Source organism: Falsirhodobacter sp. 20TX0035, assembly GCF_028307215.1.
Lineage (GTDB): Bacteria > Pseudomonadota > Alphaproteobacteria > Rhodobacterales > Rhodobacteraceae > Falsirhodobacter.
This window is the reverse complement of record NZ_JAQMHV010000020.1, coordinates 1-18,636: the sequence shown is the minus strand read 5'-3', so window position 1 is coordinate 18,636 and position 18,636 is coordinate 1. Positions and strand designations below refer to the sequence as shown.

General features: G+C 67.2%; 21 protein-coding genes. 7 read left to right on the top strand and 14 right to left on the bottom strand.

The annotated features are described in order from the left end of the window. Positions 1–36: 36 nt before the first annotated feature. On the bottom strand, positions 37–1,515 hold the full coding sequence (gene gatA / locus PIJ50_RS15455) for an Asp-tRNA(Asn)/Glu-tRNA(Gln) amidotransferase subunit GatA (RefSeq protein ID WP_271976456.1): 1,479 nt from the start codon (positions 1,513–1,515) through the stop codon (positions 37–39). Then, positions 1,512–1,799 carry an Asp-tRNA(Asn)/Glu-tRNA(Gln) amidotransferase subunit GatC gene (gene gatC, locus PIJ50_RS15450; protein ID WP_271976455.1) on the bottom strand — a complete coding sequence of 96 codons (288 nt, stop codon included), beginning with the start codon at positions 1,797–1,799 and terminating at the stop codon, positions 1,512–1,514. The genes gatA and gatC overlap by 4 nt, the downstream gene beginning before the upstream one ends. Before the next feature lie 120 nt (positions 1,800–1,919). On the opposite strand from gatC, the gene PIJ50_RS15445 reads away from it, so the two are divergent. Both PIJ50_RS15445 and PIJ50_RS15440 read left to right on the top strand, forming a co-directional pair. Further along, entirely contained in the window at positions 1,920–3,515 is a 1,596-nt protein-coding gene (locus PIJ50_RS15445) for a DUF4153 domain-containing protein (RefSeq protein ID WP_271976454.1), read from the top strand. Positions 3,516–3,563: 48 nt separating this feature from the next. Next, a complete protein-coding gene (locus PIJ50_RS15440; protein WP_271976453.1) occupies positions 3,564–4,328 on the top strand; it encodes an EcsC family protein in 765 nt (254 codons plus the stop codon). Between the two features lie 440 nt (positions 4,329–4,768). On the opposite strand, the gene PIJ50_RS15435 is transcribed toward PIJ50_RS15440, so the two are convergent. The 3 genes from PIJ50_RS15435 to pyrC form a co-directional block, all read right to left on the bottom strand. Then, the gene (locus tag PIJ50_RS15435) at positions 4,769–6,247 is read right to left on the bottom strand and encodes a replicative DNA helicase (RefSeq protein WP_271976452.1); all 1,479 of its coding nucleotides are present in this window, start codon (positions 6,245–6,247) and stop codon (positions 4,769–4,771) included. Between the two features lie 85 nt (positions 6,248–6,332). Further along, on the bottom strand, positions 6,333–7,010 hold the full coding sequence (locus PIJ50_RS15430) for an orotate phosphoribosyltransferase (protein ID WP_271976450.1): 678 nt from the start codon (positions 7,008–7,010) through the stop codon (positions 6,333–6,335). A 64-nt stretch (positions 7,011–7,074) separates the two neighbouring features. Next, on the bottom strand, positions 7,075–8,112 hold the full coding sequence (gene pyrC, locus PIJ50_RS15425) for a dihydroorotase (RefSeq protein ID WP_271976448.1): 1,038 nt from the start codon (positions 8,110–8,112) through the stop codon (positions 7,075–7,077). A gap of 96 nt (positions 8,113–8,208) precedes the next feature. Here pyrC and PIJ50_RS15420 point away from each other — a divergent pair, with 96 nt between their 5' ends. Next, positions 8,209–8,598, top strand: a complete 390-nt coding sequence (locus PIJ50_RS15420; RefSeq protein WP_271976446.1) for a lysozyme inhibitor LprI family protein — start codon at positions 8,209–8,211, stop codon at positions 8,596–8,598. A gap of 67 nt (positions 8,599–8,665) precedes the next feature. Here the strand turns inward: PIJ50_RS15420 and infC are convergent, their stop codons facing one another. Then, positions 8,666–9,331 (bottom strand): translation initiation factor IF-3, encoded by a 666-nt coding sequence (infC, locus tag PIJ50_RS15415; protein WP_442900751.1) that lies wholly within the window; start codon positions 9,329–9,331, stop codon positions 8,666–8,668. Positions 9,332–9,345: 14 nt separating this feature from the next. Between infC and PIJ50_RS15410 the strand changes: the two genes are divergently transcribed. Then, entirely contained in the window at positions 9,346–9,933 is a 588-nt protein-coding gene (locus PIJ50_RS15410; RefSeq protein WP_271976445.1) for a hypothetical protein, read from the top strand. On the opposite strand, the gene PIJ50_RS15405 is transcribed toward PIJ50_RS15410, so the two are convergent. The 6 genes from PIJ50_RS15405 to cobA are packed head-to-tail and all read right to left on the bottom strand — an operon-like array spanning position 9,930 to position 14,707. Next, a complete protein-coding gene (locus PIJ50_RS15405) occupies positions 9,930–10,760 on the bottom strand; it encodes a ferredoxin--NADP reductase (RefSeq protein WP_442900750.1) in 831 nt (276 codons plus the stop codon). The two genes, PIJ50_RS15410 and PIJ50_RS15405, sit on opposite strands and share 4 nt — an antisense overlap. Positions 10,761–10,801: 41 nt before the next feature. Next, the gene (locus PIJ50_RS15400; RefSeq protein WP_271976443.1) at positions 10,802–11,206 is read right to left on the bottom strand and encodes a DUF934 domain-containing protein; all 405 of its coding nucleotides are present in this window, start codon (positions 11,204–11,206) and stop codon (positions 10,802–10,804) included. After that, a complete protein-coding gene (locus PIJ50_RS15395) occupies positions 11,203–11,949 on the bottom strand; it encodes a phosphoadenylyl-sulfate reductase (RefSeq protein WP_271976442.1) in 747 nt (248 codons plus the stop codon). Before PIJ50_RS15395 ends, PIJ50_RS15400 begins: the two co-directional genes overlap by 4 nt. Beyond that, positions 11,939–13,603 (bottom strand): nitrite/sulfite reductase, encoded by a 1,665-nt coding sequence (locus PIJ50_RS15390; protein WP_271976441.1) that lies wholly within the window; start codon positions 13,601–13,603, stop codon positions 11,939–11,941. Before PIJ50_RS15390 ends, PIJ50_RS15395 begins: the two co-directional genes overlap by 11 nt. Positions 13,604–13,613: 10 nt before the next feature. Next, on the bottom strand, positions 13,614–13,934 hold the full coding sequence (locus PIJ50_RS15385; protein ID WP_271976440.1) for a DUF2849 domain-containing protein: 321 nt from the start codon (positions 13,932–13,934) through the stop codon (positions 13,614–13,616). Then, a complete protein-coding gene (gene cobA, locus PIJ50_RS15380; protein WP_271976438.1) occupies positions 13,931–14,707 on the bottom strand; it encodes a uroporphyrinogen-III C-methyltransferase in 777 nt (258 codons plus the stop codon). The genes PIJ50_RS15385 and cobA overlap by 4 nt, the downstream gene beginning before the upstream one ends. Before the next feature lie 141 nt (positions 14,708–14,848). Between cobA and PIJ50_RS15375 the strand changes: the two genes are divergently transcribed. Genes PIJ50_RS15375 through PIJ50_RS15365 form a run of 3 tightly spaced genes read left to right on the top strand, consistent with a single transcriptional unit; the run spans position 14,849 to position 18,001 of the window. After that, a complete protein-coding gene (locus PIJ50_RS15375; RefSeq protein WP_271976437.1) occupies positions 14,849–15,325 on the top strand; it encodes an Lrp/AsnC family transcriptional regulator in 477 nt (158 codons plus the stop codon). A 52-nt stretch (positions 15,326–15,377) separates the two neighbouring features. Continuing rightward, positions 15,378–16,532 carry a heme A synthase gene (gene ctaA, locus PIJ50_RS15370; protein WP_271976436.1) on the top strand — a complete coding sequence of 385 codons (1,155 nt, stop codon included), beginning with the start codon at positions 15,378–15,380 and terminating at the stop codon, positions 16,530–16,532. Beyond that, a complete protein-coding gene (locus PIJ50_RS15365; RefSeq protein ID WP_271976435.1) occupies positions 16,529–18,001 on the top strand; it encodes a carboxypeptidase M32 in 1,473 nt (490 codons plus the stop codon). The genes ctaA and PIJ50_RS15365 overlap by 4 nt, the downstream gene beginning before the upstream one ends. Positions 18,002–18,043: 42 nt before the next feature. On the opposite strand, the gene PIJ50_RS15360 is transcribed toward PIJ50_RS15365, so the two are convergent. Further along, positions 18,044–18,376, bottom strand: a complete 333-nt coding sequence (locus PIJ50_RS15360) for a bactofilin family protein (protein WP_271976434.1) — start codon at positions 18,374–18,376, stop codon at positions 18,044–18,046. 10 nt (positions 18,377–18,386) lie between these two features. After that, a partial coding sequence (locus tag PIJ50_RS15355) for a hypothetical protein (protein ID WP_271976431.1) occupies positions 18,387–18,636 on the bottom strand: 250 nt, incomplete at its 5' end.

Here is an 18,636-nt window from a genome sequence, read left to right as displayed (position 1 = left end):
ACCATTGTCCGCCCTCTGACCATCACCGAAGCGCCCTTACCACCATTTGTTGGGCTTCGCCACGAAGCCCGCCGCCCGCTCCAACACATAGGCGTGATTGAGAAGGCCGGCTTCGTCCCACGGCCGACCGATCAGTTGCAGCCCCAGCGGCAGGCCCTTGGCGTCCAGCCCCACAGGAACCGAAACGCCCGGAAGGCCCGCAAGGTTCAGCGTGACGGTGAAGACGTCGTTCAGATACATCTCCACCGGGTCGGCACTGACCATGGCACCCAGACCGAAGGCCGCCGTCGGGGTGGCGGGCGTCAGGATCGCGTCCACGCCTTCGGCGAACACCATCTCGAAGTCGCGCTTGATCAGGGCGCGAACCTTGCGCGCGCGGTTGTAATAGGCGTCGTAGAAGCCCGCCGACAGGACGTAGGTGCCCACCATCACGCGGCGCTGCACCTCTTTCCCGAAGCCTTCGGCCCGGGTCTTTTCATACATGTCGACGATGCCGTCGCCCGCCTCCAGCGCCGCGCGGTGGCCATAGCGCACACCGTCATAGCGGGCGAGGTTCGACGAAGCCTCGGCCGGCGCGATGACGTAGTAGGCGGGCAGGGCGTATTTCGTGTGGGGCAGGGAGATGTCCACGATCTCGGCCCCGGCGTCGCGCAGCATCTCGGTGCCGCGGGTCCACAGGGCGTCGATCTCGGCCGACATGCCGTCCATGCGGTATTCGCGCGGGATGCCGATCTTCTTGCCGCGGATGTCGCCGGTCAGAGCCGCCTCGAAATCCGGGACGGGCAGGTCGGCGCAGGTCGAATCCTTGGCGTCGTGCCCGGCGATGGCCTGCAGGAAGATCGCGGCGTCCCGGACGGATTTTGTCATCGGGCCCGCCTGGTCCAGGCTGGAGGCGTAGGCGATTGTGCCCCAGCGCGACACGCGGCCATAGGTCGGCTTGATGCCGACGATGCCGGTAAAGGCCGCGGGCTGGCGGATCGACCCACCGGTGTCCGTGCCCGTGGCCGCAAGGCACAGGTCGGCCGCGACCGCCGCCGCCGAACCGCCCGAGGATCCGCCGGCCGTCCGCTTGACCTCGTCCACCTTCCACGGGTTGACCGTGGGACCGTAGCACGACGTCTCGTTGGACGAACCCATGGCGAATTCATCCATGTTCAGCTTGCCGAGCATGACGGCGCCCGCGTCGAACAGCTTGGCCGTGACGGTGGATTCGTATTCCGGCCTGAACCCCTTCAGGATGTTCGACGCCGCCTGCGAAGGCACGCCTTTCGTGCAGAACAGGTCCTTGATGCCCAGCGGGATGCCGCACAGCGACGGCGCGTCGCCCGCCGCCAGACGCGCGTCGGCGGCGCGGGCCTGTTCCAGCGCGATCTCGGGCGTCTTGTGGACATAGGCGTTCAGCGCGTCGGCGGCGTCCACCGCGGCAAGGCAGGTTTCGGTCAGTTCGACCGCCGTGATCTCGCGCTTTTTCAGCGCGTCGCGGGCGGCGGCGATCGTCAGGGTGTTCGCGGTCATTCCACCACCTTCGGCACGGCAAAGAAACCCTCGCGGGCGTCGGGGGCGTTTTTCAGGATCTTGTCGGCCATGTCGCCGTCGGTCACCACGTCGGCGCGGCGCTTCAGCCGCATCGGCGTGACCGAGGTCATCGGCTCCACCCCCTCCACGTCGACTTCGTTCAGCTGTTCCATGAAGGACAGGATGTTGCTGAGTTCGCCGGCCAGCGCAGGCAGGTCGCTTTCGTCCACGCGGATGCGGGCCAGATGCGCCACCTTGCGGGCGGTCTCGATGTCGATCGACATGGAAAGGCTCCGGGATTTTTCGTTGCCCTGCGGTGTAGCGCGCAGGGGGCGGTTTCGCAAGGGCGGGGGCTTGTCCGGACCCGCAACCTCGCGCAGAACGGAAGGATGAGGACACAGGCGATGACATGGCGGGCCGTGATGGCCCTGATCGGCGGGCTGGCCGGAACGGGGCTTTGGGCGATCTACCGGATGGCGGGGGACATGGTCCTGCCGGACCGTCCGATGCTGGCCCTGATCGCCTTCACCTGCGCCTTCTTCACGGGGCTTTTGGCCATGGCGGGGCCCTTGTCGCTGGGACGCGCCGCCTTGCGCGCCGCCGGGGTGGCGGCGGTCGCCTCGGCGCTGCTGGTGGCGATGTCGTTGCGGTTCGACTTGTCCAGCGACATGCATGGCTCCTTTGGGGTCGTGGCATTTCTTGTTCTGGTGCTGGTGCCGCTGCCCTTCTGCATCGCGGGGGGCGGGCGTGATTACGTGCAGCTGTTCCACCACAGCTGGGGCATCGTCGTACGCTTCATCGCGGCGGCGCTGTTTACGGGCATTTTCTGGGCGGTGGTGTTCCTGTCGGACTCGCTTCTGTCGATCGTGGGGGTTCAATGGATCGGGCAGCTGATCGACCATCCCGGCGCTTGGATGGTGCTGACGGGCGTGGCCTTCGGACTGGCCATCGCGGTGGCGGACGAGCTGTCGGATTACGTGACCCCGTTCCTGATCCTGCGTCTGATGCGGTTGCTGATTCCGGTCGTGCTGGTGGTGGTGGCGGTCTTCATCATCGCGCTGCCCCTGCGGGGGGTGTCAGGGTTGTTCGGCGGCTTTTCGGCGGCGGGCACGTTGCTGGGGATCTGCGCGGCCATCGCCACCCTGGTAACCGTGGCGGTGGACCGGGACGATGCGCATGCCGTCCAGCTTCCTCTGACGGTGTGGAGCGCGCGGGCGCTGGCCGCGATCCTGCCGGTTCCGGCGGCGCTGGCCTTGTGGGCGATCGCGGTGCGCGTGGGGGATTATGGCTGGACCCCCTCCCGAGTCGCCTCCGTGGTGGCGGGGGGGGTGGGGCTGGTCTACGGGCTGGTCTATCTGGTGGCGGTGCCGCGGCGGGGCTGGATGAACGCCATCCGGCGCGGCAACGTCTGGCTGGCCGGCGGGTTGGTGCTGCTGGCCGCGGTCTGGCAGACGCCGCTTCTGGACGCCCAACACATCGCCGCGCAGGATCAAGCGGATCGCATCCGGGCCGGGCGGGTGGAGGCGCCGGAGAATGTGCCCTTCGATCAGTGGGGGCATGCGGGAAAGGCGGCGCGTGCGGAACTGGGGGAGCTGATCCCCGCATCTCCGGTCCTGCGCCCGCTGGAGGAGATTCTGGCGGTGCGGCCGGCCGACCAGACGGTGGCGCGCGATCGCCTTCTGGCCGCCCTTCCGGACCACCTGCGCGAAAACCTGACGGAAAGCTGCAACACCCGTCTGCCCGACGGGCGGCCTGGCTGCGTGATGGTCATCGGCCCGTTCCTTCCGGACATTCCCGGCGATCAGGCACTCGTGCTCTCTACCACCGGCACGATCGGGCTCGTGCAAGGGCCGGAAGGGGTGGAGCGGCGCGATGTGGTGCCGGACGTCTGGGTGTCGGAGAGGGAGATTGCCGATGTGCTGGACGGCGATCTGGTCTTCGCGCCGGTGCGGCAAAACCGCCTGATGCTGGGCGGCCGCGGGTTGACGGTCGCGGAATGACTTGTGCGCGGCCCGTCGCCCCCTACCTTTGCGGGGATGGAGGTGCCCATGCCGCAAACGCCCGTTCTGACGCCGCTTTCCCCTGAAACCGAGGCCGAGATTGCGGCCCTTGCGCGCCGTGCCGAAAAGGCGGGCGGACCGCTGATGAAGGTCATCTCCTTCGCCGGGCACCGGGCCGAAGGCTTGATGGACCGCATCCCGTCCCCCATCCGCATCCGGATCGAGGAGGCGACGGCCTTCGCGCTGCGCCGCTGCTATGGCGTCGCCTCGGCCGCGCACGGCTCGCGCCTGCCAAGCGTCGGCAAGCACGGGCACAAGGTGGCCGCCGTGATGTCCGGTGGCCTCGGCGGATTCGGCGGCATGGCGAGTTCGATCGTGGAACTGCCTGCCACCGTGTCCATCTTCTTCGCCGCGATCCAGAAGGTCGCCGCCGAACACGGGTTCGATCCGAAGGAGGAGGCGGTCCGGCTGGAATGCCTGCGCGTCTTCGGCTCCGGCACCCCGTTCGAGGAGGACGAGGGCACGAACACCGCCTTCCTCGCCTCGCGCGTGGCGCTGACGGGGGCGGGGGCGCAGGGGCTGATCGCCTCGGTCGCGCCCCGGCTGGCGGCGGTGCTGAGCCAGAAGCTGGCGGCGCAAACGGTGCCCCTGCTGGGGGCGGCCACGGGGGCGGCGGTGAACCTTGCCTTCATCTCCTACTACGAGGAGCTGGCACATGTCCGCTTCGCCCTGCTGAAGATGGCGATGGAGCATCCGGAGGGCGAGGTGATGCAGTCCTTCCGCGCGGCCAGCGCACGGCCCGTTCGCCGCTGAGCCCGGCCCGCCGACGGGTCGCGGGCATTACGGACCCTTCAGTGGGCTCGCGTGCCTTAGACACGTGTGCGAGGGAGGTCGTGCATTCCTTGTTGTCGACGGAACTTCGCAAGGGTCCGCCGGATGCGAATCGAAGGCGACGCGCCATTCGGACAGCGTGGCCTGTTGGCCGCCCCGCCCGAGAACAAATTGCGGGCGCTGCCTGACCTACCGGTTGGCTCGTGTCGTCTGACCAGTGCGCCTGCTATTACCCGCGCCGCGTGACCTTATCTCAAGCCCAGTGGGCCGGTGCGCGCGATATCGCGGGTGCTGCCCGACCTTCACCTTGGAGTCGCGGGCTTCTTGCGCCTATGGACGCTGTCCAGCGGTAAACCGTATGGGGTAATCCGACCGTGCCTTGGCACGTGCCCGCGGACCCATTCCCGGACAGGCAAGCGCCTTCAGAAATCGCTGCCCTGCTGCCAGGGCTTCACGAGGTTGCCGAAGCGGGTGAAGCGGCCTTCGAAGGACAGCTCCACCGTGCCGATCGGCCCGTGACGTTGCTTGCCGATGATGCATTCAGCCTTGCCGTGCACCTGTTCCATCACCTGCTGCCACTTGGCCATGGCCTCCAGATCATGGTCGCCCGGCTTTTCCCGTTCCTTGTAGTATTCGTCGCGGTAGACGAACATCACCACGTCCGCGTCCTGCTCGATGGAGCCGGACTCGCGCAGGTCCGACAGCTGCGGGCGCTTGTCCTCGCGCGATTCGACTTGGCGCGACAGCTGCGACAGGGCGATCACGGGGATGTTCAGTTCCTTGGCGATGGCCTTCAGGCCTTGGGTGATCTCCGACACCTCCTGCACGCGGGATTCCTTCGACGATCCCTTCAGAAGCTGCAGGTAGTCCACCATCAACACGTCCAACCCATGCGTCCGCTTCAGGCGGCGGCAGCGCGCCGCGACCTGAGAGATCGGCAGGGCGGGCGTGTCGTCGATGTAAAGCGGGCAGGCTTCCAGCGCCTTGGCGGCCTCCACGAAACGGCGGAATTCGGATTCGGTCATGTCGCCGCGGCGGATCTGCTCGGACGGGACCTCCGACGCTTCGGACAGGATCCGGGCGGCCAGCTGTTCGGCCGACATCTCCAGAGAGAAGAAGCCGACGATGCCGCCTTCCACCGCGCCTTCGGTGCCGTCATGGGTGATGCCGCGCTTGTAAGCCTTGGCGATGTTGAAGGCGATGTTGGTCGCAAGCGAGGTCTTCCCCATCGAGGGACGACCGGCCAGGATCAGAAGGTCGGACGGGTGCAGCCCGCCCAGCTTCTTGTCCAGATCGACAAGGCCCGTGGAGATGCCGGCCAGCCCGCCGTCGCGCTGATAGGCGGCGTTGGCCACGTTCACGGCGTCGGTCACGGCCTTCAGGAAGGACTGGAAGCCCCGTTCCGCCACGCCCTGTTCGCCCAGCTTGTAAAGGCGCTGCTCGGCCTCCACGATCTGTTCCTTGGGTTCGGAGGCGACGTCCACCTTCGCCGCACGGGCCGAGATGTCGCGGCCCAGCCCGATCAGCTCGCGCCGCACGGCCAGATCGTAGATCATCTGCGCGTAATCGCGCGCCGCGAAGGCCGAGATGGCGGCCCCGGCCAGACGCGCCAGATAGGCGGGCCCCCCCAGTTCGCGCAGGCCCGGATCATCCTCAAGAAACGCCTTCAGCGTCACGGGGGAGGCGAGGGCGTTCTTCTGGATGCGCGCCGCGGCCACCTCGAAGATGCGGGCGTGCACGGGGTCGTAGAAGTGGTCGGCCCGGCATAGGGATGCCACACGGTCATACACGTCGTTGTTGGTCAGGATCGCGCCCAGAAGCTGCTGTTCCGCCTCGATGTTATGGGGCAGGGCGTCCGTTTCGCCGGGGGTGTTCGGGCGGAATTGGGTAATCTCGTTCATCGGACATCGCGCTTTTGGGGAACCTCCTTCATAGCGCGAAGCGGTGGGGCGGCGCAAAGGCTAATGCGCCGCCCCGGGTTCGAGATCAGGCCTTGCGGGCGTCCTGCCACAGGCGGGGCGCGGTCAGGAAAGCCTCCACCTCGGCCAAGGTAGCGTCGTCGAAGGTGCCCATGCTGCGGGCTTCGGCCAGCACGTCCCACCAGGTGCACAGGTGATGCAGCGTCACGCCGTGATCGGCCAGCCGCTGCGTCGTTTCCGGGAAGATGCCGTAATAGAAGATGACGGCGGTGTGGGCGCAGGTCGCCCCCGTTTCCCGAATCGCGTCCACGAAGGACAGCTTCGATCCGCCGTCGGTGGTCAGATCCTCCACCAGAAGCACGCGCTGGCCTTCGGACATCGCGCCTTCGATCCGGGCGTTGCGGCCATAGCCCTTGGGCTTCTTGCGCACATAGGTCATGGGCAAGGCCATGCGTTCGGCGACCAGCGCGGCGAAGGGGATGCCTGCCGTTTCACCGCCCGCGATGTTGTCGAACGCCTCGAACCCCGCGTCGCGCATCACCGTGACGGTCAGGAAGTCCATCAGGGTGGAGCGGATGCGCGGATAGGAGATGAGCTTGCGGCAGTCGATATAGGTGGGGGAGGGGAGGCCCGAGGCCAGCGTGAAGGGCGTTTCGGCGTTGAAGTGGACGGCCTTGATCTCCAGCAGCATGCGGGCAGTCAGGCGGGCGATCTCTTCGCGCGGCGGGAAGGACGTGGGGATCATGGCGGCTCCTTGAAGAAAGGGGCCGGGAACGTCCCGACCCCGGTTGGGCAGAATGGCGAGGGGATCAGGCGACGCGCCAGTGCAGCGGGAAGCCCGGATCGAAGACGGTGACATGACCCTCGCCCGTGTCGATCTTGTCGGGATAGGCCACGGGATTGCCCTTGGTCAGGGTAATCGTGCCATCGTTCACCGGCAGCCGGTAGAAGGCCGGCCCGTTGAGGGAGGTGAACGCCTCCAGCCGGTCCAGGGCGTTCTCCTGCTCGAACACCTCGGCGAGGATCGACAGGGTGTTGGTGGCTGTGAAGCAGCCGGCGCAGCCGCAGGCATGTTCCTTCAGCGCGTCCATGTGCGGCGCCGAATCGGTGCCGAGGAAGAAGCGCGCGTCGCCGCTGGTGGCCGCCTCGCGCAGGGCCAGGCGGTGCTGTTCGCGCTTCGCCACGGGCAGGCAGTAGTAGTGCGGCTTGATCCCGCCCACGAGGATGTGGTTGCGGTTGATGACCAGGTGGTGCGTCGTGATCGTCGCGGCCAGATCCGGTCCGCTGGCACGGGCGTAGGCCACGCCCTGTTCGGTCGTGATATGCTCCATCACCACGCGCAGGCCGGGGGTGGCGCGGCGCAGCGGGTCCAGCACGGTGTCGATGAACACGGCCTCGCGGTCGAAGATGTCGACCTCGGGCGTCGTGACCTCGCCATGGATGCACAAGGGCAGGCCCAGTTCGGCCATCGTCTCCAGCACGGGGCGGACCTTGTCCAAATCGCGCACCCCGCCGTGGGAGTTGGTGGTGGCGCCCGCAGGATACAGCTTCACCGCCTTGACCAGACCGCTTTCCGCCGCCGCGCGCAGGTCGGCCGGATCGGTGTGTTCCGTCAAGTACAGGGTCATCAGCGGCTCGAACGCCATGCCTTCGGGCAGGGCCGCAAGGATACGGTCGCGATAGGCGGTGGCGTCGGCGGCGGTGACCACCGGCGGCACGAGGTTGGGCATGATGATCGCGCGCGCGAAATGGCGTGCGGTCTCGGGCAAGACGGCCTTCAGCATCGCGCCGTCGCGCAGGTGCAGGTGCCAGTCATCGGGACGACGAAGCGTAAGGGTCTGGGTCATGCCGCAGCGCTAGCCGATTGCCGCCGGCTTTTCCAGCAGGACTTGCCCCCCGCGGGCCTAGTCATACCATTGAGCCACCACAAGGGAGACGACGTGATGATCTTTCGGGCATTCGTGCTGGCGATGCTGCCGGCGGCGGCCATGGCGCAGGACTGCGATCAGGCGACCACGCAGGGCGAGATGACGCGCTGTGCCGGGATCGCGCTGGAGGCGGCGGACAAGGCGCTGAACGAGGCCTGGGTGCCGGCGATGGGACGGATGCACGCGGTGGATGACGGGCTGGCCGCGGACCGGCAGGGCGCGGCCGAGGCGTTGCGCGCGGCGCAGAAGGGCTGGATCACCCTGCGCGACAAGGGCTGCGCGGCCGAGGCGTGGAGCTATGCCGGGGGATCCCTGCAGCCGATGGTGGAGGCGCAGTGCCGGACGCGGATGACCGAAGCGCGGACGGCCGAACTGCGGGATCTGGCGCGCCGTCCGGATCAATAGGAAAAGGCCCGGTTTCCCGCGCCTTCCGGACGAATGAAAAAAGGCGCGAAACACCGCGCCTTTCGTCTTACTTCGCCGGGCCGATCATCATGACCATCTGGCGGCCTTCCAGCTTGGGCATGGATTCGATCTTGCCCGCTTCCGCCTCGTTCACGTCGCCGGCGACGCGGTTCAGCAGGGCCAGACCCAGATCCTGGTGGGCCATCTCGCGGCCGCGGAAGCGCAGGGTGACCTTCACCTTGTCGCCTTCGCCTAGGAACTTCAGGACCGAGCGCATCTTCACGTCATAGTCGTGCGTGTCCGTGCCGGGACGGAACTTCACTTCCTTGATCTCGATGATGTGCTGCTTCTTGCGGGCCTCGGCCTCACGCTTCTGCTGCTCGTACTTGAACTTGCCGAAGTCCATGATCTTGCAGACCGGCGGTTCCGCATTGGGCGAGATCTCGACGAGGTCGAGACCAGCCTCTTCCGCCATGGCCATGGCGCGCGCGGGGGTGACCACACCGACATTCTCGCCGTCCGCGCCGATGAGGCGGATTTCGGGCGAGCGGATCCGTTCGTTGGTACGGGGTCCGGTGTCACGTTGCGGCGGGGCGTTGTGGGGTCTGCGGGCTATGGTGGAGGTCCTTCGGAGATTTGAATCGAGAATAAAGTAAGCTCTCCCCCGCCCGTGTTCAACCGGATTTCGCCGGCGGGAACGCGAATCGCGCCGGGTTCGTTGACGGAACGACATCCAAGGAGACATGCATGCTCAAATCCATTCTCATCGCGGCGATCGTGATCGTTCTGGCGGCCGTGGGCTATCACCAGTTCGTCTATCTGCCCGGAGAGAGAGAGGCGGCGGAAGCGGCCCAGAAGGCGGTCGCCGCACAGGAAGCGCAGGCCGAGGCGGAGGATGCGGCGGAAATGGCGCGCATGGCCGCGGAAGAGGCGGGCGATCCGGAGGAGGCCGCGAACACCGCTTCGGCCGCGGCCGACGCCGCGACCGCCGCCGCGTCCAACGCTTCGGCCGAAGCGCAATCGGCTCTGGAGAATGCGGCCGAGTCCGCGAAGGCCACGGCCGCGGCGGAAAGCGCTGCGGCAGCCGCGGACCGGGCCCAGCAGGCGGCGCAGGCGGCCACTCAGGCGGCGGCGCAAGCCCTGGCGGGCCTGTCGCCCGCCGACATCTTCAGCGTGGAGAACTACGATCCGGAACGCGCCCGGTCCTACATCGACGCGCAGAACCTGCCCGAGGCGACGAAGCTGACGCTGCAGAACGCGCTGGGCGCCGCCGAACAGACGCCCGAAACGCTGGAAGCGGCCCTCGCCTCGGTCCGGCAGGCGCTGGGGCTTTAAACCCCTTCGCCCACGAAGGCCTTTTCCACCACGTATTCGCGGGGTTCGGAATTGGCCCCTTCGTGCAGGCCGTAACCTTCCAGAACCTTCATCACGTCCTGGTTGAAGGCGAGCGAGCCGCAGACCATCGCGCGGTCGGTGGCAGGGTTCATCGGCTCCAGCCCCAGATCGGCGAAGACCTTGCCCGAGGACAGGTTGTCCGTGATCCGCCCCATCAGGGGCGACTCCTCACGGGTGGTGGTGGGATAGTATTTCAGCTTGCCTGCCACCAGTTCGCCCAGCAGTTCGTCCGTTTCCAGCGATTCCACCAGTTCGCGGCCATAGGTCAGTTCCTCGGACGTGCGGCAGGTGTGCATCATGATGACCTCGTCGAACTTCTCGTACGTCTCGGGGTCGCGCATCAGGCTTGCAAAGGGGGCGAAGCCCGTGCCGGTGGCCAGGAACCAGACCCGCTTGCCGGGGATCAGCGCGTCATGGACCAGCGTGCCCACGGGCTTGGGCCGCAGGATGATCTGGTCGCCTTCCTTGATGTTCTGCAGGCGGGAGGTCAGCGGGCCGTCCGGCACCTTGATCGAATAGAACTCCAGCTCCTCGTCCCAGTTGGGCGAGGCGATGGAATAGGCGCGCATGATCGGCTTGCCGTTGTCGCCGGGCAGGCCGATCATCACGAATTCACCCGACCGGAAGCGCAGGGTCTGCGGCCGCGTCACCCGGAACGAGAACAGCGAGTCGGTCCAGTGCCGGACCGACGTCACCGTCTGGGCGTTCGGGTCGGGCTGCGCCGGGCTGAGTTCTTTGACGGGGTTGATGGTCATGGTGTCGGTCATTCCTTATCCTTTCCCTAGGGTGCGGCAGGCGAGGGGAAACCTCAAGCCTTCAGCCGCGCCTGATAGTCGTGGGCGCGCCAGTCCGCGCGGAAGCGCCACTGGTCCTCGGGCTGGCGGGCGGCCAGCTCGTCCGAGATTTCCACCTCGTCGAAGCCCGCCCGGCGGGCCATGGCGTACTGGTCGGCGATCACATGCCCCTGCGCCCGCAGCCGGCCGGTGTAGCCCATGCGCCGCAGGCGCGCGGCCTGCGTGAAGCCCCGCCCGTCGGCCGAGGACGGAAACGCGATGCGGATCAGGCGCAGGTCGTCCAGCCGGCCCTGAAGCTGCGCCGGATCGTCCGTGTTCGCCAGGTCCACGGCGGTTTCGTCCGTCAGCTCGGCCAGCGGGACGATGGGGGCGTTGTGGTCGTCGGCCTTGAAGCCGGTGTCGGTGACGATGACGGTCATGCGGCGTTGTCCTTTTCGATGCGAACGGGCTTTCCATTGATGAAATGGATGCCGCATTCGGTCTTGTTGCTGCCGCGCCAGCGGCCAGCGCGCGGATCCTCGCCCGGTTTCACGGGGCTGGTGCAGGGCGCGCAGCCGATGGAGGGGTAGCCCTTGGCCACCAGCGGGTGGCGCGGCAGGCGGTTGTTGACGATGTAATCCTCGATGTCCTCGCGGCCCCACATCGCCAGCGGGTTGATCTTCAGGCGCGTGTCGCCATCGGGCTCGAAGAACTCCAGCGCGGCGCGGGTGCCGGCCTGGAAACGCTTGCGGCCGGTGATCCAGGCGTCATAGCCGGAAAGGGCGCGTTCCAGCGGCACCGTCTTGCGCAGGGCGCAGCAGGCGTCGGTGCTGAACTGGTGCAGCGTGCCGTCGGGGTCCTCGAACTCGACCGCAGCCTCGTCGGCGCGGATGGTCTGGATGTTGGTCAGGCCCAGCTTGTCGGCCAGTTCCGCCTGATAGGCCAACGTTTCGGGAAACAGCATCTGCGTGTCGATGAACAGCACCGGCAGATGCGCGTCCAGAACCGACGCCATGTGCAGGAGCACCACCGACTCCGCCCCGAACGACGACACCAGCGCCGTTTCCCCCACGTCGTGATCGCGCAGCGCAAGCTCCATCACCGAGATGGCCGCATGGTTGCGGTATCTCTCGTTCAGGTGCGCGGCGCGGTCCGACAGGGACAGGCCGGGATCAAGCGGCATCCTGCGCTCCTTCCGCCGGATAAAGCGCGGCCTTGAAGGGGCCGAGGCCCAGACGGCGGTAAGTCTGCAGGAAGGTTTCCGACGGTTCGGAACGGACGTCCAGATAGGCGCGGACCAGACGCTCGATCGCGGGCACGATCTCGTCATAGGCAAAACCGGGACCCGCGCGTTCGCCGATGACGGCGGTTTCCGTGCCGTCGCCGCCCAGCGTGATCTGGTAGTTCTCCACCCCCGCACGGTCGAGGCCGAGGATCCCGATATGGCCCACGTGGTGGTGCCCGCAGGCGTTGATGCAGCCCGAGATCTTGATCTTCAGCGGGCCCACGTCGTGTTCCAGCTTCAGCTCCTCGAACCGGGTCGCGATCTGCTGGGCCACGGGAATGGACCGGGCCGTCGCCAGCGCGCAGTAGTCCATGCCGGGGCAGGCGATGATGTCGGAGATGAGGCCCACGTTCGCCGTGCCGAGGCCCGCCTGCTGCAGCATCGCGTGCACCATCGGCAGGTCCGACTTGTGAACATGCGGCAGGATCACGTTCTGTTCGTGGCTGATCCGCAGTTCCCCATGCGCGAAGCGTTCGGCGATGTCGGCCATGACGCGCATCTGGTGGGCAGTGGCGTCGCCGGGGGTTTCGCCATGCTTCTTCAGGCTGATCGTGACGATGGCGTATTGGGCGTTGCGGTGGGTGGCAAGGTTGGTGTCGGCCCAGGCGCGGTAGACCGGATCGGCCAGTGCGGTGTCATGCGCGTCGGTCGGCGCGTTGCGGAAGGCGGGGGGCGCGAAGGCCGCGCGGATGTCGTCCAGCAAGGCCTGGTCGTGGCCGTGGAAGGTCGGGCGGATCTCGGCGAAGCGCGCCTCCACTTGCCGCTGGATCTCCTCCAACCCGTTTTCGTGCACGGTGATCTTCACGCGCGCCTTGTACTTGTTGTCGCGGCGGCCCAGCAGGTTGTAGACCGACACGATCGCCTCGCAGTAGGGCAGCAGGTCGGGGATGGGCAGGAAGTCCCGCACCACCTGTCCGATCATCGGCGTGCGGCCAAGGCCGCCGCCCACCAGCACCTCGAACCCGACCTGGGACCCGCGACGGATCATGCGCAGGCCGATGTCGTGGGATTTCACCACGGCGCGGTCGTTGGGGCTGCCGGTGACGGCGATCTTGAACTTGCGCGGCAGGAACTGGAACTCCGGATGGTCGGTGGACCACTGGCGCAGCAGTTCGGCATAGGGGCGCGGATCCTCGATCTCATCCTCCGCCGCACCGGCGAAATGGTCGGCCGTAACGTTGCGGATCGTGTTGCCGGAGGTCTGGATCGCGTGCATCCCCACATCGGCCAGTGCGGACAGGATCGCGGGCACGTCCTTCAACAGCGGCCAGTTGAACTGGATGTTCTGGCGCGTGGTGAAGTGGCCGTAGCCCTTGTCCCATGTCTGCGCGATATGGGCCAACTGGCGCATCTGGGTGGGGTTGATCGTGCCGTAGGGGATCGCCACCCGCAGCATGTAGGCGTGCAGCTGCAGATACAGGCCGTTCATCAGGCGCAGCGGCTTGAACTCGTCCTCCGTCAGGCTGCCGTCGATGCGGCGCGCCACCTGCTGGGAGAACTGGGCCACACGCTCGCGCACGAAGGCCTCGTCGAACTCGTTATAGGAATACATCGCGGCCTCCTTAGGGCTGGCGGGGGCCGGGCTGTTCGCCGACCTGCTTGCCGTGGGCATAGTTGGACGGACCGCGGGTGCGGAACACCTCGCGGAAATGCGTGGGCTCGGGCCCGTTCGGACCGGCGATGGCGTCGGCCAGATAGACGCCCACGACGATGTTCTTCTGCCCCGCGCCGTCCAGAAGGCGCAACTGGGCGTGGGCCTCGTCCTCGATCAGTTCGGCCTGCGCGTGTTCGCGGGTCCACTGGTCGTCGGCGGTCAGGTAGACGACGTCGCCGATCAGCAGGTCGTTGGCGGTCACCACCTTGGGCGTGAATTTGCGGCTCATGCGGTGGCCTCGTTCTGGTCGGTTAGGGGCAGGGTGTGGGCGGCGGCGCGGGGGGCAAGGCCATACAGAAGGATGGCGGGGCCGGTCAGGCGCGCGGCGCAGTCGGCCAGCGTCGACAGCCGCGCCTCGATGATCCGCTGGTCGGGGCGAGAGGCGTTTTCGACCAACGTGACCGGCGTGTCGGGGGAGGCGCCGTGCATCATCAGGCGGCCCTGAAGGAAGCGGCTGGCTTTCTTGCCCATGTAGATCGCGGCGACCTCCCCCGTCCGGGCGAGGCCTTTCCAGTCCTGATCGGCGAAACCGTCCATGTCATGGCCCGTGACGATGCGCAGGCCGCGATTGCGCCCGCGCTTCGTCAGGCTTTGCCCGATCGCCGCCGCGGCGGCCGAGGCGGAGGTGAGGCCGGGCAGGATGTGGAACGCGATGCCGGCGCGTTCCAGCGCCTCGATCTCCTCATCCAGGCGGCCGAAGATGGCGCAGTCGCCGCCCTTCAGGCGCAGTACCCGCGCGCCGGTGCCGGCGTGGCCCACGATCAGCGCGTTGATGGCCCCCTGCGGGGTGGAAGGGCCGAAGCCTTCCTTGCCCACATCCACGCGCGTCGTGCGGGCGGGGATCAGGTCCAGCACCTCCTGTCCCACCAGCCGGTCGTGGATCACCACGTCCGCCTCCTGCATGGCCCGGAACGCGCCCATGGTCAGCAGGTCGGCCGAACCGGGGCCCGCGCCTGCGAAGGTCACGGTTCCGGGGGCGGTCAGGGCGGGCTGGGTGGTCATGGCGTCGCTCCGATGGGAAAATCTTCCCCCAGATATAGAGCATTCTCCGCTGCTCGCGCCATCCGCCCTTGCGGATAAGGACAGTTGTTCGCATAAGGGCAGGGAAGGGAACGTGGTTCCCCGTTTTGAAGGAGGATGCGAATGGCTGCCCGTCTGGACGAAATGGATCGGAAGATCCTTGCGGAACTTCAGCAGGACGCCTCGCAGTCGCTGGACGAGATCGCGCGCAAGATCGGCAGCTCCAAGACCCCTGTCTGGAATCGCATCCGCCGCATGAAGGAGGCGGGCGTCATCCTGCGCCAGACCGCCCTTCTGGACGCCGAGGCGCTGGGTCTTGAAGCCTGCTTCTTCGTTCTGATCCGCACGTCCGAGCATGAGGCCGAATGGCAGCGCCGCTTCCTGAAGGCCCTGCAGGAACGCCCCGAGGTGCTGGAAGCGCACCGGCTGGCGGGCGACATCGACTACATCCTGAAGGTGCGGGTGGAAAATGCGCGGGCCTATGACCGCTTCTACCAGGCGCTGATTTCCGAGGTGCGGGTCTACAACGTGACGGCCCTGCTGTCGATGGAGGAGATCAAGCACACGACCGTGCTGCCCGTGGGCATTCCGTCAGCTTGAACCGCGGGGGCGCGGGGACTACTGTCAGCCCGCAACGATAAGGGCCCCTGTTATGGCGAAACGCAGCATCTTCGAAGAGGTGGGGGAGGGCGCGACGCCCGCCGCCCCGCAGGCCGGTGGGTTGATCGACCGCGGCACCGGCGGCGCCCGCCGCGCGATCCGCATCTGGCTGATGGTGCTGTTCGCGCTGGTGGCGGTCATGATCGTCATCGGCGGGCTGACGCGCCTGTCCGACGCGGGGCTGTCAATCACCGAGTGGAAGCCCGTGACGGGGGCGATCCCGCCCATGAACGCCGCCGACTGGCAGTCGGAGTTCGACCTTTACCAGCAAAGCCCGCAATACCGCCTGACCAACGAAGGCATGACGATGGGCCAGTTCCAGCAGATCTACTGGTGGGAATGGGGGCACCGCTTCCTGGGCCGTGTGATCGGGCTGGTCTGGGCGCTGGGCTTCCTGGGCTTCTGGATCGCGGGCAAGATCCCCGCAGGCTGGACGAAACGGCTGCTGTGGGTCGGCGTGCTGGGCGGGCTGCAGGGGGCGGTCGGCTGGTGGATGGTGGCGTCGGGGCTGGAAGGGGACATGACCTCGGTCGCGAGCTACCGGCTGGCGACGCATCTGGGGATCGGTTTCGTCATCCTTGGTTTCCTGACATGGTACGCGCTGCTGCTGGGGCGGACGGAAGGGCAGCTTCTGCAGGCCCGCCGCGTGCGCGAGGCCAAGCAGTTCGGGATGTCCACCGGCCTTCTGCATCTGGTGTTCCTGCAGATCCTGCTGGGCGCGCTGGTGGCCGGGATCGACGCGGGCCGCAGCTTCCCGACCTGGCCGCTGATGAACGGGTCGTTCTTCCCGGCCGACGCCTTTTATGTGCCTGACGGTGGCGCGGCGTGGCGCGCGTTCTTCGAGAACCCCGGCCTTGTGCAGTTCGTGCACCGCATGGTCGCCTATCTGGTGTTCGTCTTCGGCATCGTCGTCTGGCTGCGCGGGCGCAAGTCCGTCCACAAGGCCACGCGAACCGCGTTCCATATGGTGTTCGGCATGATCTGGGTGCAGGTCGCGCTGGGCATCGTCACGGTGCTGACGGCGGCCAGCCTGCATCCGGCGATCACCCACCAGATCGGCGCGATCGTTCTGTGGGTGCTGATCCTGCGCGCGCGCTATCTGTCGCAGTATCCCAAAGTCACATCCCTTCGCGGAGGCACGGCATGAGCGCGTACAAGGACCTGATGGCGTTCCAGCGTCAGACCGAGGCGCTGGCCCAGGTGGCCGGCCGGCTGGGCTGGGACCAGGAAACGGTCATGCCGCGCGGTGCGGTGGAACAGCGCGGCGAAGAGATGGCGGCGATGGAAGGCGTCCTGCACGCCCGCCGCACCGACCCGCGCATCGCCGAATGGCTGGCACAGGCCGATGCCGAGGATGAGGAGGCGGAAGCCCAGCTGCGCCTGATCCGCCGCAGCTATGAACGCGCCACAAAGGTTCCGGGCCGTTTGGCCGAGGAGATCGCGCGCGTCACCTCGGTCGCGCAGGGGACATGGGCCGACGCCCGCGCCAAGGACGACGTGGCGGCGTTCCTGCCCACGCTGTCGCAGGTGGTGCGGCTGCGGCGCGAGGAGGCGGCGGCGCTGGCGGGCGGCGGCGATCTTTACGACGCGCTGGTGAACGATTACGAACCCGAGGCGACGGCCGACACGATCGGCGCCATCTTCGACCGGATGCGCCCGCGCCTTGTGGCGCTGCGCGAGGCGGTGATGGGGTCCGAGCATCAGCCGAAGCCGCTGGAGGGTCATTTCGGCGCCGAGGCGCAGATGCGTCTGGCGCGCGATCTGGCCAAGACCTTCGGCTACGACTTCACGCGCGGTCGGCTGGATCTGGCGGTGCATCCCTTCAGCTCCGGTTCCGGCAACGACGCGCGGATCACCACCCGGGTGGTGGAGACGGACCCCTTCAACTGCATCTATTCCACCATCCACGAGGTGGGCCATGCCTGCTACGAGCTGGGGATCGATCCGGACTATCTGCTGACCCCGCTGGGGGGCGGCGTGTCGATGGGCGTGCATGAGAGCCAAAGCCGGATCTACGAGAACCAGCTGGGCCGCAGCCGCGCCTTCACCGGTTTCTTGTTCAACGAGATGACGGAGCGGTTCGGCGATCTGGGTCTGGGCCATGCCGACGCCTTCCACGGGGCGGTGAACCGCGTGGCCCCCGGCTTCATCCGGACCGAAGCGGACGAGGTGCATTACAACCTGCACATCATGATGCGTTTTGATCTGGAGCGGGACCTGATCCGTGGCGCGCTGGACGCCGAGGATCTGGAGGAGGCGTGGAACGCCCGCTTCCTGCGCGATTTCGGGGTGGCGGTGGACCGGCCCTCACACGGGTTGCTGCAGGACGTGCACTGGGCGGTGGGGCTGTTCGGCTATTTCCCGACCTATGCGCTGGGCAACGTCTATGCCGGCTGCCTGCACCAGGCGCTGCGTGAGGCCGTGCCGGATCTGGACGCGCAACTGGCGCAGGGGCAGACGGCCGAGGCGCTGGACTGGCTGCGCGAGAACCTGCAACGGTTCGGCGGCCTGCGCGGTCCGCGCGACACCATCCGTCACGCCTGCGGGTTTGAACCGAACGAGGAGCCGCTTCTGGGCTATCTCGAAGCGAAGTTCCGGACGATCTACAAGCTTTGAAAGAAGTCCGCGCGCCGTCCGAGGGGTGGCGCGCGGGCGGGATCAGGGCTTGTCCAGGGTGAAGCGGCCCTGCAGCGCCGCCCCATCCTCGATCACCACGGTCTGGTAGATCACGTCGGCGGTCACGCGGGCATGGGCGCGCAAGGTCAGGTTCACGCAGGCGACGCGGCCTTCCAGCGTGCCCTTCACCTCCACCGCGTCGGCCGTGACCATCCCGTTCAGCGTGCCGTCCACGCCGATCATCAGCGCGCGGGCCGTGATGTTCCCCTCGACCGTGCCGAGGATCTCTACCGCACCTTCCGAGAAGATGTCGCCGTTGATGCGGAGGTCGGAAGACAGGACGGACTTGGCGGCGTTGCGTGAATCGGGCGTCATGGGAATGTCCTTATGGGTGTGCGCGATAGAATCCCCACCGGGCGGAAGGAATCAAGGCATCTTCGGCAGGGGAGGGGAGGGCGGCGGGAAACGGCCAGCGGTGCGGGCGTTCGTCATGTGCCGCGAAAAACATCAATGTTTGTTGGCTTCGACATAAAAACGTCATCGGTCGTGTTTTTTCCTCTTGCGTCTTTTTGCGTGTGGGCCTAGATACCGCCTCACCGAAGCGGAGACGCTTGGGACGGAAGGCGGCGGACGGG

What these genes read in the sequence shown, in the direction of transcription:
- gatA (WP_271976456.1), bottom strand. Translation starts at nt 1,515, where the DNA reads ATGACCGCGAACACCCTGACGATCGCCGCCGCCCGCGACGCGCTGAAA.
- gatC (WP_271976455.1), bottom strand. Translation starts at nt 1,799, where the DNA reads ATGTCGATCGACATCGAGACCGCCCGCAAGGTGGCGCATCTGGCCCGC.
- PIJ50_RS15445 (WP_271976454.1), top strand. Translation starts at nt 1,920, where the DNA reads ATGACATGGCGGGCCGTGATGGCCCTGATCGGCGGGCTGGCCGGAACG.
- PIJ50_RS15440 (WP_271976453.1), top strand. Translation starts at nt 3,564, where the DNA reads ATGCCGCAAACGCCCGTTCTGACGCCGCTTTCCCCTGAAACCGAGGCC.
- PIJ50_RS15435 (WP_271976452.1), bottom strand. Translation starts at nt 6,247, where the DNA reads ATGAACGAGATTACCCAATTCCGCCCGAACACCCCCGGCGAAACGGAC.
- PIJ50_RS15430 (WP_271976450.1), bottom strand. Translation starts at nt 7,010, where the DNA reads ATGATCCCCACGTCCTTCCCGCCGCGCGAAGAGATCGCCCGCCTGACT.
- pyrC (WP_271976448.1), bottom strand. Translation starts at nt 8,112, where the DNA reads ATGACCCAGACCCTTACGCTTCGTCGTCCCGATGACTGGCACCTGCAC.
- PIJ50_RS15420 (WP_271976446.1), top strand. Translation starts at nt 8,209, where the DNA reads ATGATCTTTCGGGCATTCGTGCTGGCGATGCTGCCGGCGGCGGCCATG.
- infC (WP_442900751.1), bottom strand. Translation starts at nt 9,331, where the DNA reads ATGTCGTTCCGTCAACGAACCCGGCGCGATTCGCGTTCCCGCCGGCGA.
- PIJ50_RS15410 (WP_271976445.1), top strand. Translation starts at nt 9,346, where the DNA reads ATGCTCAAATCCATTCTCATCGCGGCGATCGTGATCGTTCTGGCGGCC.
- PIJ50_RS15405 (WP_442900750.1), bottom strand. Translation starts at nt 10,760, where the DNA reads ATGACCGACACCATGACCATCAACCCCGTCAAAGAACTCAGCCCGGCG.
- PIJ50_RS15400 (WP_271976443.1), bottom strand. Translation starts at nt 11,206, where the DNA reads ATGACCGTCATCGTCACCGACACCGGCTTCAAGGCCGACGACCACAAC.
- PIJ50_RS15395 (WP_271976442.1), bottom strand. Translation starts at nt 11,949, where the DNA reads ATGCCGCTTGATCCCGGCCTGTCCCTGTCGGACCGCGCCGCGCACCTG.
- PIJ50_RS15390 (WP_271976441.1), bottom strand. Translation starts at nt 13,603, where the DNA reads ATGTATTCCTATAACGAGTTCGACGAGGCCTTCGTGCGCGAGCGTGTG.
- PIJ50_RS15385 (WP_271976440.1), bottom strand. Translation starts at nt 13,934, where the DNA reads ATGAGCCGCAAATTCACGCCCAAGGTGGTGACCGCCAACGACCTGCTG.
- cobA (WP_271976438.1), bottom strand. Translation starts at nt 14,707, where the DNA reads ATGACCACCCAGCCCGCCCTGACCGCCCCCGGAACCGTGACCTTCGCA.
- PIJ50_RS15375 (WP_271976437.1), top strand. Translation starts at nt 14,849, where the DNA reads ATGGCTGCCCGTCTGGACGAAATGGATCGGAAGATCCTTGCGGAACTT.
- ctaA (WP_271976436.1), top strand. Translation starts at nt 15,378, where the DNA reads ATGGCGAAACGCAGCATCTTCGAAGAGGTGGGGGAGGGCGCGACGCCC.
- PIJ50_RS15365 (WP_271976435.1), top strand. Translation starts at nt 16,529, where the DNA reads ATGAGCGCGTACAAGGACCTGATGGCGTTCCAGCGTCAGACCGAGGCG.
- PIJ50_RS15360 (WP_271976434.1), bottom strand. Translation starts at nt 18,376, where the DNA reads ATGACGCCCGATTCACGCAACGCCGCCAAGTCCGTCCTGTCTTCCGAC.